At 63.1% G+C, this 12,803-nt stretch carries 6 protein-coding genes; 5 read left to right on the forward strand and 1 reads right to left on the reverse strand.

Annotated elements, in window-relative coordinates; genetic code table 11:
- Positions 1-90 precede the first annotated feature (90 nt).
- Complete coding sequence (locus tag AC1DC5_RS01660) at positions 91-1,290, reverse strand: acetyl-CoA C-acetyltransferase (protein WP_476863975.1); 1,200 nt, start codon at positions 1,288-1,290, stop codon at positions 91-93.
- Between the two features lie 436 nt (positions 1,291-1,726).
- Here AC1DC5_RS01660 and rpoB point away from each other — a divergent pair, with 436 nt between their 5' ends.
- The 5 genes from rpoB to fusA all read left to right on the forward strand — a co-directional run bounded on the left by rpoB (position 1,727) and on the right by fusA (position 12,707).
- A complete protein-coding gene (gene rpoB / locus AC1DC5_RS01665; RefSeq protein ID WP_476863976.1) occupies positions 1,727-5,242 on the forward strand; it encodes a DNA-directed RNA polymerase subunit beta in 3,516 nt (1,171 codons plus the stop codon).
- 106 nt (positions 5,243-5,348) lie between these two features.
- Positions 5,349-9,248, forward strand: a complete 3,900-nt coding sequence (locus AC1DC5_RS01670) for a DNA-directed RNA polymerase subunit beta' (RefSeq protein WP_441404338.1) — start codon at positions 5,349-5,351, stop codon at positions 9,246-9,248.
- A gap of 428 nt (positions 9,249-9,676) precedes the next feature.
- Complete coding sequence (gene rpsL, locus AC1DC5_RS01675; protein ID WP_011692814.1) at positions 9,677-10,051, forward strand: 30S ribosomal protein S12; 375 nt, start codon at positions 9,677-9,679, stop codon at positions 10,049-10,051.
- Between the two features lies 1 nt (position 10,052).
- Positions 10,053-10,523 (forward strand): 30S ribosomal protein S7, encoded by a 471-nt coding sequence (gene rpsG / locus AC1DC5_RS01680; protein WP_011692813.1) that lies wholly within the window; start codon positions 10,053-10,055, stop codon positions 10,521-10,523.
- A 69-nt stretch (positions 10,524-10,592) separates the two neighbouring features.
- Positions 10,593-12,707 (forward strand): elongation factor G, encoded by a 2,115-nt coding sequence (gene fusA / locus AC1DC5_RS01685; RefSeq protein ID WP_441404339.1) that lies wholly within the window; start codon positions 10,593-10,595, stop codon positions 12,705-12,707.
- The last annotated feature ends 96 nt before the right edge of the window (positions 12,708-12,803 follow it).

Genomic DNA, 12,803 nt, shown 5'->3' on the forward strand with positions numbered 1-12,803 from the left:
GCTCCCGGCCGGCGCCGTTGCGGCCGCCTTCACCGGCGCCGCCAGCGCTGGCCGCGCCGCTGCCAGGGACTGCAGGCTGGTTCACGGTGCTCAGTCGCGGAACAGCAGGAGCGCTTCGCCCTGGCCGCCGCCGCCGCACAGGGAGACGGCAGCCTTGCCGGTGCCGCGCCGCTTCAGCTCGTGCGCCGCATGCAGGGCCAACCGGGCGCCGGAAGCCCCGATCGGATGGCCCAGGGCGATTGCGCCGCCATGGATGTTGCACTTCTCCAGCGGGTAGTCGAGGTCCTTTAGCGACTGGACTGCAACGGAGCCGAAGGCCTCGTTGATCTCGATGAAGTCCAGATCCGTGGCGGACCAGCCGGCCTTGTGCAATGCGTTCTGGATCGCGTTGGAGGGCTGGGAGTGCAGGGAGTTGTCCGGCCCGGCCACCTGCCCGGGCTTACCGACGACGGCGAGGTACTCGAGCCCGTTGTCCTCGGCGAACTGCCGCGAGCTGAGCACGAGCGCGGAGGCGCCGTCGGACAGGGGAGAGGAGTTGCCGGCGGTGATGGTGCCGTCCGTAACGAACGCCGCCCGCAGGCCGGCCAGTGAGCCCACCGTGGTGTCCGGACGGATTCCTTCGTCGGCGGACAGGGTGATCGGGTCGCCCTTGCGCTGCTTGACGCTGATCGGGGCGATTTCACCGTCGTACACCCCGTCCTTGGCGGCGCGGGCAGCGCGCTGGTGGGACGCTGCCGCCACCTCGTCCTGGGATGCGCGGTCAATGCCCAGCGTGAGGTTCTTGGTCTCGGTGGACAGTCCCATGGACTGCCCGTCGAAGGCGTCGGTCAGCCCGTCATGGGCTGCGACATCGAGCGCCTGGATGGAGCCGTAGGTCCAGCCCTGCCGGGAGCCGGGGAGGATGTGCGGTGCGCGGGTCATGGACTCCTGGCCGCCGGCGACCACCACCGTGGCGTCGCCGCTGCGGATCATCCGGGCGGCGTCGATCACCGCGGTCAGCCCGGACAGGCAGACCTTGTTGATGGTGACGGTGGGGACGTTCCAGCCGATGCCGGCGCCGATGGCGCTCTGGCGGGCGGGGTTCTGGCCCGCCCCGGCCTGCAGCACCTGGCCCATGATCACCGAGTCCACCTGCTCGGCCTTCACTCCGCTGGCCGCCAGGGCCGCCCGGATGGCGTGGGCGCCGAGCTCCACCGCCGTGAAGCTGGCGAGCTGGCCGTTGAGGCGGCCCTGCGGAGTGCGGGCAGCGGCGAGGATGACAACATCATTGTTGTCTGCAGAGTTGCTCATGGTTATCTCTTCCGATCTTGGACGATGTACTTCAAGGTTATCGTGACCCCTGTCACGGAGCCATTTGGCGCCGGTAGCGCCTGCTGACCTGCCTGCGGCACCCGCTGCCTCGCGGCCGCGATGTCCGCTCCCCATATACCCCATCCGGGCGCCGGACCCAGTGCTTGCAATCCCGGGCGAAGTGGGGTAGACAAGTAGGTTGCTTTGCCGTATCGTAGATATTTGCGTCTTCCCTGTTTACCTTCAGCCTTCATATAGCGGTGGGCTTAGCCTGGCTGCTGCGCCATCAATGTGCCGTCAACAACGGCACCATCATGGTCAGCGCGGGTCCCGGGTCATATAGCGGAACCGGACTGGTAGCACTGCGGAGTCACTTTCGCAGGGTGCATAGCGGGGGAGATCTGACAACGCCTGAAGGTCTGTGGAAGGATCCCTCTTGGTCGCCTCGAGCACCTCTAATGTAAACAACGCTACCGCTATCAATGCCGACAGCACCGACGGTGCAACCCGCCGGCTCTCATTCGCAAAGATTCACGAACCGCTTGACGTTCCGAATCTGCTTGCCCTGCAAACCGACAGCTTTGACTGGCTGGTCGGTAACGAACGCTGGCAGGCACGCGTAGCCAAGGCCGTCGAAGAAGGCGACCTCAGCGTCGCCACCTCCTCGGGTCTGTCCGACATCTTTGAAGAGATCTCCCCGATCGAGGATTTCCAGGGCACCATGTCCCTGAGCTTCTCCGAGCCGGAGTTCGCTGATCCGAAGTACACCATGGCTGAGTGCAAGGACCGGGACGCAACATACTCGGCTCCGCTGTACGTCAAGGCCGAATTCATGAACAACAACACGGGCGAAATCAAGCAGCAGACCGTGTTCATGGGTGACTTCCCGCTGATGACTGAGAAGGGCACCTTCGTCGTCAACGGCACCGAGCGTGTCGTCGTCTCCCAGCTGGTCCGCTCCCCGGGCGCCTACTTTGAGCGCACCGCCGACAAGACCAGCGACAAGGACATCTTCACCGCGAAGATCATTCCGTCCCGCGGCGCCTGGTTCGAACTCGAAATCGACAAGCGCGACCAGGTCGGCGTTCGCCTCGACCGCAAGCGCAAGCAGTCCGTCACGGTGCTGCTGAAGGCCCTCGGCTGGACCGAAGGCCAGATCCTCGAAGAGTTCGGCCAGTACGACTCCATGCGCGCAACGCTGGAGAAGGACGCCACCGAAACCCGCGAAGACGCCTTGCTGGACATCTACCGGAAGCTGCGACCGGGCGAGCCGCCCACGGTCGAGGCTGCCCAGTCCCTGCTGGACAACCTGTACTTCAACTCCAAGCGCTACGATCTGGCCAAGGTTGGCCGCTACAAGATCAACCGCAAGCTTGGCATCGACCGCTCCCTTGGCGACAAGGAAGCGTCTGTCCTGCACGTTGAAGACATCGTCGCCATGATCAAGTTCCTGGTTGCCCTGCACGCCGGTGAGAAGACCCTCACGGGCAAGCGCGACGGCCAGGACCACGAGCTGCGCGTTGAGATCGATGACATCGACCACTTCGGCAACCGCCGCATCCGCGCCGTCGGCGAGCTCATCGAGAACCAGGTCCGCACCGGCCTGTCCCGTATGGAGCGCGTCGTCCGCGAGCGTATGACGACCCAGGACGTCGAGGCCATCACGCCGCAGACGCTGATCAACATCCGCCCCGTCGTGGCAGCCATCAAGGAGTTCTTCGGAACCTCCCAGCTGTCCCAGTTCATGGACCAGAACAACCCGCTGTCGGGTCTGACCCACAAGCGCCGTCTGTCGGCGCTTGGCCCGGGTGGTCTGTCCCGTGACCGTGCAGGCATGGAAGTCCGAGACGTCCACCCGTCCCACTACGGACGTATGTGCCCCATCGAAACTCCTGAAGGCCCGAACATTGGTCTGATCGGTTCGCTGGCTTCCTACGGACGCATCAACCCGTTCGGCTTCATCGAGACCCCGTACCGCCTCGTGGCCGAGGGTGTTGTCTCCGATGAGGTCCAGTACCTCACCGCCGACGACGAGGCAGAGGTCCTGATTGCACAGGCCAACGCTCCGCTCGACGCGAACAAGAAGTTCGCCGAAGAGACCGTCCTCGTCCGTGCCCGCGGTGGTGGAGGCGAGCCCGTGCTGGTTCCCGCCGCCGACGTCGAGTTCATGGACGTTTCCCCGCGCCAGATGGTGTCCGTGGCTACGGCCCTGATCCCGTTCCTTGAGCATGACGATGCAAACCGCGCACTCATGGGTGCCAACATGCAGCGCCAGGCCGTGCCGCTGGTCCGTTCCGAGGCGCCGTTTGTCGGTACCGGCATGGAACGCGCCGCAGCTGTCGACGCCGGTGACGTCACCATCGCCAAGAAGGCCGGTGTGGTCACCGAGGTCTCCGCTGAACTCGTCATCGTGCTCAACGACGACGGTACGGAAACCAACTACCGCATCAACAAGTTCGCCCGCTCCAACCAGGGCAACTGCTACAACAACCGTGTCCTGGTGAACGAAGGCCAGCGCCTGGAGGTCGGCGGCATCATCGCTGACGGCCCGGCGACGGACCAGGGCGAGCTCGCCCTCGGTAAGAACCTCCTCGTGGCATTCATGTCATGGGAAGGCCACAACTTCGAGGACGCCATCATCCTCTCGCAGCGCATTGTTGCCGAGGACGTTCTTTCCTCCATCCACATCGAGGAGCACGAGATCGATGCCCGCGACACCAAGCTTGGTGCCGAGGAAATCACCCGTGACATCCCCAACGTGTCCGAGGAAGTCCTGGCAGGCCTGGACGAGCGCGGCATCATCCACATCGGTGCCGAGGTCGAAGCCGGCGACATCCTGGTCGGAAAGGTCACGCCCAAGGGCGAGACCGAGCTGACCCCGGAAGAGCGCCTGCTGCGCGCCATCTTCGGTGAGAAGTCCCGCGAAGTGCGCGACACCTCCCTGAAGGTTCCGCACGGCGAGTCCGGCACCGTCATCGGCGTCCGCGTCTTCGACCGCGACAACGACGACGAGCTGCCCCCGGGCGTCAACCAGCTGGTCCGCGTCTACGTCGCTGCCAAGCGCAAGATCACCGACGGCGACAAGCTCGCCGGCCGTCACGGCAACAAGGGTGTTATCTCCAAGATCCTCCCGATCGAGGACATGCCCTTCCTTGCCGACGGTACCCCCGTTGATATCGTCCTGAACCCGCTGGGTGTCCCGGGCCGTATGAACGTCGGCCAGGTGCTGGAAACGCACCTCGGCTGGGTTGCCAAGACCGGCTGGAAGATCGAAGGCGAGCCCGAGTGGGTCAAGCAGCTGCCGAACCTGCCGCGCGAGAGTGGCTCGACCACTGTTGCAACGCCGGTCTTCGACGGTGCGCGTGAAGAGGAAATCACTGGTCTCCTCGACTCCACCAACGTCACCCGCGACGGCGTCCGCCTGATCAACTCCTCAGGCAAGACCCGCCTGTTCGACGGCCGCTCCGGCGAGCCGTTCCCGGATCCGATCTCGGTCGGCTACATGTACATCCTGAAGCTCCACCACCTGGTGGACGACAAGATCCACGCGCGCTCCACCGGCCCGTACTCCATGATCACGCAGCAGCCGCTGGGTGGTAAGGCACAGTTCGGTGGCCAGCGCTTCGGTGAAATGGAAGTGTGGGCGCTCGAAGCTTACGGCGCCGCCTACACGCTCCAGGAGCTCCTCACGATCAAGTCGGATGACATCCATGGTCGTGTGAAGGTCTACGAAGCCATCGTCAAGGGCGAGAACATCCCGGAGCCGGGCGTTCCTGAGTCCTTCAAGGTCTTGATCAAGGAAATGCAGTCGCTGTGCCTGAACGTGGAAGTTCTTTCCACGGACGGAACCACAATTGAAATGCGTGACTCTGATGACGCAGTCTTCACGGCTGCGGAAGAACTGGGCATCGATCTGTCTCGTGCAGAGCCCAGTTCCGTAGAAGAGGTTTAGCAAGGGGGCTTACGACGGCGGGTTCGCCCCCGCCGTCGTAAGCAACCTCCCTCTTCCCGTAACCCAAGACTTCAGAATTTAGAGAACAAGAGAGAACAGGGACCATATGTCCAGCGAATCCTCCTTCGGCCTCATGCAGATCGGCCTCGCCACCGCGGAAGACATCCGTGGCTGGTCTTACGGCGAGGTTAAGAAGCCGGAAACCATCAACTACCGCACGCTCAAGCCCGAGAAGGACGGCCTCTTCTGCGAGAAGATCTTCGGCCCGTCCCGCGACTGGGAATGCTACTGCGGTAAGTACAAGCGCGTGCGCTTCAAGGGCATCATCTGCGAGCGGTGTGGCGTTGAGGTCACCCGCGCAAAGGTCCGCCGTGAGCGCATGGGCCACATCGAGCTGGCCGCCCCGGTCACGCACATCTGGTACTTCAAGGGTGTTCCGTCCCGCCTGGGCTACCTCCTTGACCTGGCACCGAAGGACCTCGAAAAGGTCATCTACTTCGCCGCCTACATGATCACGAGCGTCGACGCCGACAGCCGCCACGAAGAACTGCCCAACCTCCAGGTTGAGCACGACATCGAGAAGAAGCAGCTGATCGACAACCGCGACTCCGACATCGCCACGATCGCCCGCGACCTCGAGAACGAGCTTGCCCGTCTCGAAGGCGAAGGCGCCAAGGCTGCCGACAAGAAGAAGGCCCGCGACTCCGCTGACCGCCAGATGGCCAACGTCCGCAAGCGCGCGGATGCTGAGATCGAGCGCCTCGAGCAGGTCTGGGACCGCTTCAAGAACCTCAAGGTCGCTGACCTCGAAGGTGACGAAGGCCTGTACCGCGAACTGCGCGACCGCTACGGCATGTACTTCGAAGGCTCCATGGGTGCCGAGGCCATCAAGAAGCGTCTTGAGAACTTCGACATGCAGGCCGAGTCGGACATGCTCCGCGACATCATCGCCAACGGCAAGGGCCAGCGCAAGACCCGCGCCCTGAAGCGGCTCAAGGTGGTCAACGCGTTCCTGACCACCAACAACAGCCCGCTCGGCATGGTGCTGGACGCCGTCCCGGTGATCCCGCCGGAACTGCGCCCGATGGTCCAGCTGGACGGTGGCCGCTTCGCGACCTCCGACCTCAACGACCTCTACCGCCGCGTGATCAACCGCAACAACCGTCTCAAGCGACTGCTTGATCTCGGTGCTCCGGAGATCATCGTCAACAACGAGAAGCGCATGCTTCAGGAAGCTGTTGACAGCCTCTTCGACAACGGCCGCCGCGGCCGTCCGGTCACCGGACCTGGCAACCGTCCGCTGAAGTCCCTGAGCGACATGCTCAAGGGCAAGCAGGGTCGTTTCCGCCAGAACCTCCTGGGTAAGCGCGTTGACTACTCGGGCCGTTCGGTTATCGTCGTCGGCCCGCAGCTGAAGCTGCACCAGTGTGGTCTGCCGAAGCAGATGGCGCTGGAGCTCTTCAAGCCGTTCGTGATGAAGCGCCTGGTTGACCTCAACCACGCGCAGAACATCAAGTCGGCCAAGCGTATGGTCGAGCGCTACCGCCCGCAGGTCTGGGATGTTCTCGAAGAGATCATCACCGAGCACCCCGTGCTGCTGAACCGTGCACCTACCCTGCACCGTCTCGGCATCCAGGCGTTCGAACCGCAGCTTGTTGAAGGCAAGGCAATCCAGCTTCACCCGCTGGTTTGTGGCGCCTTCAACGCCGACTTCGACGGCGACCAGATGGCAGTCCACCTGCCGCTGAGCCCCGAAGCCCAGGCTGAAGCCCGCATCCTGATGCTGTCCTCGAACAACATCCTGAAGCCCTCTGACGGCCGCCCGGTGACGCTGCCTTCGCAGGATATGATCATCGGCCTCTACCACCTGACCACCAAGCGTGTCGGTTCAGCTGGCGAGGGCCGGATCTTCTCCTCCGTCTCGGAAGCCATCATGGCGTACGACCTGCACGAGCTGCACCTGAACTCCCAGGTCAAGATCCGGCTTGAGGGCTTTGTCCCTTACGCCGGCTGGGAAGCTCCGGAAGGCTGGGAGCCGGGTCAGACCGTGCTCGTCCAGACCTCCCTGGGCCAGGTCCTCTTCAACGAGACCCTGCCCGAGGACTACCCGTGGGTTGAGGATGTTGCTGACAAGGGCGAACTGTCCCGGATCGTCAACGACCTGGCCGAGCGCTACCCGAAGGTGGTCACGGCGGCGACGCTGGACAACCTGAAGGATGCCGGTTTCTACTGGGCCACCCGGTCCGGCGTCACCGTCGCCATCTCCGACATCGAGGTGCCCCAGGACAAGCCGCGGATCCTCGCCGGCTACGAGACCATGGCTGCCAAGATCCAGGGCCAGTACGACAAGGGCCTGATCGACGACGACGAGCGTCGCCAGGAACTGATCGAAATCTGGAACAAGGCCACGAACGAGATCGCCCAGGCGATGCGTGACAGCCTCTCCCCGATGAACACCATCAACCGCATGGTGTCCTCCGGTGCACGTGGTAACTGGATGCAGGTCCGCCAGATTGCGGGTATCCGTGGCCTGGTGGCCAACCCTAAGGGCGAGATCATCCCGCGTCCGATCAAGTCCTCCTACCGCGAGGGCCTGTCGGTGCTGGAATACTTCATCGCCACGCACGGTGCCCGTAAGGGTCTGGCTGACACCGCGCTGCGTACCGCCAACTCGGGTTACCTGACCCGTCGCCTGGTGGACGTATCGCAGGACGTCATCGTCCGTGAAGAGGACTGCGGCACCGAGCGTGGTCTCATGACCGCCATCGCCGTCGCAGACTCCAACGGCGAGCTGGTCCTGGACGAGAACGTCGAGAACAGCGCCTACGCCCGCACCCTGGCCGTGGACGTCGTTGACGCCAAGGGCAAGGTCCTGGCAGCAGGCGGCACCGACTGCGGCGACGTCGTCATTGCCGAACTGTTCGCAGCCGGCATCACCGAGGTCAAGGTCCGCTCCGTACTCACCTGTGAGTCCAGCGTCGGCACCTGCGCCCTGTGCTACGGCCGTTCGCTGGCCACGGGCAAGACCGTCGACATCGGTGAGGCAGTCGGCATCATCGCCGCGCAGTCCATCGGTGAGCCGGGTACCCAGCTGACCATGCGTACGTTCCACACCGGTGGTGCTGTTTCCTCCAGCGGTGGCGACGACATCACCCAGGGTCTGCCCCGTATCCAGGAGCTTTTCGAAGCCCGTACTCCGAAGGGTGTCGCACCGATTGCTGAAGCAGCCGGCCGCATCACCATCGAAGAGTCCGAGCGCCAGATGCGCCTGGTCATCACCCCGGATGACGGATCCGAAGAGATCGCTTACCCGGTCCTGCGCCGTTCACGTCTTCTCATCGAAGACGGCGAGCACGTCAGCGTCGGCCAGAAGCTCATCAACGGCCCGGTCGACCCCAAGCAGGTTCTGCGCATCATGGGCCCCCGTGCCGCGCAGAAGTTCCTGGTGGACGAGGTCCAGGGCGTGTACCGCAGCCAGGGCATCGGTATCCACGACAAGCACGTCGAGGTTATCGTCCGCCAGATGCTGCGCCGCGTCACGGTCATCGAGTCCGGCGAATCGGACCTGCTGCCCGGCGAGCTCGCCGAGCGCAGCCGCTTCGAAGATGCCAACCGCCGTGTTGTGTCCGAGGGCAAGACGCCGGCTTCCGGCCGTCCCGAGCTCATGGGCATCACGAAGGCGTCCCTGGCGACCGAGTCCTGGCTGTCCGCAGCTTCCTTCCAGGAGACCACCCGCGTCCTGACGCAGGCGGCCATGGAAGGCAAGAGCGATCCGCTGCTCGGCCTCAAGGAAAACGTCATCATCGGTAAGCTCATCCCGGCCGGCACGGGTCTCCCGCGCTACACCGAGGTCACCGTGGAGCCCACTGAAGAAGCAAAGGCCAACCTGTTCACCGGCCCCAGCGCGTTCAGTGACTTCTCCTACGATTCCCTGGGTGGCGACGGAGCTCCTGAGTTCCACGCCATCCCGCTGGATGACTACGACCTGGGCAGCGACTTCCGCTAACGGCTAAACAGCAACGCGGGGTCACTTACGGCCCAATCCGCACCTCGGATTGGGCTCAAAGTGACCCCGCGTTGCTGTTTAAGGGAGACCCCGGAGGGGCTTGGTTCCGCGCCGATTAAGGGCTGGGACCCGTCCGTGTTAGACTTGAGACTAATTGTTATTGTGGCAGTGGATGAGTGCGCCGGTTGCAGCCGATAGGTTCAACCAGGACGACGTTTCCGGTTTGCAGGGTTTCTGTGCAACGTATGCCACATTTTCGCATGCCTAGGGGCAATTCAGGATGGAAGTCCGCGGATCCCGGTGTGCGGTCCGACTATTAAGGCTTCGCCTCAGCTGCTCTGGAGAGAACTTCAAAGCTCGAGCGGCGGGGCGCAGCGACAAGAGAGCGGCTGCCAACGGCCGCTCCGGATAAAACGGAGAACACGAGAGTGCCTACGATTAACCAGCTGGTCCGCAAGGGCCGCACGCCTAAGGTCAAGAAGACCAAGGCCCCCGCGCTTAACGGCAGCCCGATGCGCCGCGGTGTTTGCACCCGCGTGTACACGACGACCCCGAAGAAGCCGAACTCGGCTCTGCGTAAGGTTGCACGTGTGCGCCTCAACGGTGGCGTTGAAGTCACTGCTTACATCCCCGGTGTAGGCCACAACCTGCAGGAGCACTCCATTGTGCTCGTCCGTGGCGGCCGCGTTAAGGACCTTCCGGGTGTCCGCTACAAGATCGTCCGTGGCGCCCTCGATACCCAGGGTGTCAAGAACCGTAAGCAGGCTCGTAGCCGCTACGGCGCAAAGATGGAGAAGAAGTAATATGCCTCGCAAGGGTCCGGCCCCCAAGCGGCCGCTAGTTCTAGATCCCGTTTACGGCTCCCCGCTGGTCACCCAGCTGATCAACAAGGTGCTCGTTGACGGCAAGAAGTCCACCGCCGAGCGCATCGTCTACGGTGCACTCGAAGGTGCTCGTGCCAAGTCCGGCGGCGACCCGGTTGCAGCCCTCAAGAAGGCCATGGAGAACGTCAAGCCTTCCCTCGAGGTCCGCTCCCGCCGCGTCGGTGGCGCCACCTACCAGGTTCCGGTTGAGGTCAAGCCGGGTCGCTCCACCGCCCTCGCTCTGCGCTGGCTGGTTGGCTACTCCAAGGCCCGCCGCGAGAAGACCATGACCGAGCGCCTCCAGAACGAAATTCTGGACGCCTCCAACGGTCTCGGTGCCGCTGTGAAGCGTCGCGAAGACACCCACAAGATGGCCGAGTCCAACAAGGCCTTCGCACACTACCGCTGGTAATACTTCCCGGACGCCGCCGGCTCAACAGAGCCGGCGGCGAACGTGCAGTCCATCCGAAAGGGAGACACCGTGGCACAGGACGTGCTTACCGACCTTAGCAAGGTCCGCAATATCGGCATCATGGCCCACATTGATGCTGGCAAGACCACCACTACCGAGCGCATCCTGTTCTACACGGGTGTGAACCACAAGATCGGCGAAACGCACGACGGCGCTTCGACGACTGACTGGATGGAACAGGAAAAGGAACGCGGCATCACCATCACGTCTGCCGCCGTGACCTGCTTCTGGGAAAACAACCAGATCAACATCATTGACACCCCCGGCCACGTGGACTTCACGGTTGAGGTTGAGCGCTCCCTGCGCGTCCTCGACGGTGCAGTTGCCGTGTTCGATGGCAAGGAAGGCGTGGAGCCGCAGTCTGAGACTGTTTGGCGCCAGGCCGACAAGTACAACGTCCCGCGCATCTGCTTCGTCAACAAGATGGACAAGCTCGGCGCTGACTTCTACTTCACCGTCGACACCATCATCAGCCGCCTCGGTGCCAAGCCGCTCGTCATGCAGCTGCCGATCGGCGCCGAGAACGACTTCATCGGCGTCGTCGACCTTCTTTACATGCGCGCACTGGTCTGGCCCGGCGACTCCAAGGGTGACGTCACCATGGGTGCCAAGTACGAGATCCAGGAGATCCCGGCTGACCTCAAGGAAAAGGCTGAAGAGTACCGCGCAACGCTCATTGAGACCGTTGCAGAGTCCTCCGAAGAGCTCATGGAGAAGTACCTCGAAGGCGAAGAAATCTCCGAGGACGAGCTCAAGGCCGGCATCCGCAAGATGACGATCAACTCCGAGCTGTACCCGGTGTTCTGTGGCTCCGCCTTCAAGAACCGCGGTGTCCAGCCGATGCTTGACGCCGTCGTCGACTACCTGCCGAACCCGCTCGACGTCCCGCCGATGATCGGTCACGATCCCCGCGACGAAGAGAAGGAACTGACGCGCAAGCCGTCTTCCGAAGAGCCGTTCTCGGCTCTGGCGTTCAAGATTGCCACGCACCCGTTCTTCGGCCAGCTGACCTTCATTCGCGTGTACTCCGGTCACGTCGAAGCCGGTTCCCAGGTGGTTAACTCCACCAAGGGCAAGAAGGAGCGCATCGGCAAGCTGTTCCAGATGCACGCCAACAAGGAAATGCCGGTTGACGGCGCTACCGCCGGCCACATCTACGCAGCGATCGGTCTGAAGGATACGACCACGGGTGACACCCTGTGCGACTCCAGCAACCAGATCGTCCTCGAGTCCATGAGCTTCCCGGAGCCCGTGATCTCTGTTGCGATCGAGCCGAACACCAAGGGTGACCAGGAGAAGCTCTCCACGGCCATCCAGAAGCTCTCCGCTGAGGACCCGACCTTCCAGGTCTCCCTCAACGAAGACACCGGCCAGACGATCATCGCCGGCATGGGCGAGCTCCACCTGGACATCCTGGTGGACCGCATGCGCCGCGAATTCAAGGTCGAGGCAAACGTGGGCAAGCCCCAGGTTGCGTACCGCGAAACCATCAAGCGTGCTGTAGAGCGTCACGACTACACGCACAAGAAGCAGACCGGTGGTTCCGGCCAGTTCGCAAAGATCCAGATTGCGATCGAGCCGCTGGACACGTCCGATGGCGAGATGTACGAGTTCTCGAACAAGGTCACCGGTGGACGTATTCCGCGCGAATACATCCCGTCGGTTGACGCCGGTATCCAGGATGCGCTGAACGACGGCGTCCTGGCTGGCTATCCGGTTGTCGGCATCAAGGCCACGCTGATTGACGGCGCGTACCACGATGTTGACTCCTCGGAAATGGCGTTCAAGATCGCCGGCCGTATGGCTTTCAAGGAAGCCGCACGCAAGGCGAACCCTGTTCTGCTCGAACCGCTGATGGATGTCGAGGTCCGCACCCCTGAGGAATACATGGGTGAAGTTATCGGTGACCTCAACTCCCGCCGTGGCCAGATGCAGTCCATGGAAGATGCGCAGGGCGTCAAGGTCATCCGTGCGCACGTCCCGCTGTCCGGCATGTTCGGCTACATCGGTGACCTGCGTTCGAAGACCCAGGGCCGCGCTGTGTACTCCATGACTTTCCACAGCTACGCCGAGGTCCCGAAGGCTTACGCCGACGAGATCATCCAGAAGAACCGCGGCGAGTAGTCTCCACGACTGTCGCAGCAACAAACTCGGGTGCTTCTCCGACATCGGAGATTCACCTGGTGCAGGTGGCCGGTTCCGGCCAGCGCCTTCCGGTCA

The organism is Arthrobacter sp. 10L424 (assembly GCF_056395325.1).

Bases quoted from the DNA above. Each gene is read 5' to 3' on its own strand.
- AC1DC5_RS01660 (WP_476863975.1), bottom strand. From the start codon at position 1,290: ATGAGCAACTCTGCAGACAACAATGATGTTGTCATCCTCGCCGCTGCC.
- AC1DC5_RS01670 (WP_441404338.1), top strand. From the start codon at position 5,349: ATGTCCAGCGAATCCTCCTTCGGCCTCATGCAGATCGGCCTCGCCACC.
- rpsG (WP_011692813.1), top strand. From the start codon at position 10,053: ATGCCTCGCAAGGGTCCGGCCCCCAAGCGGCCGCTAGTTCTAGATCCC.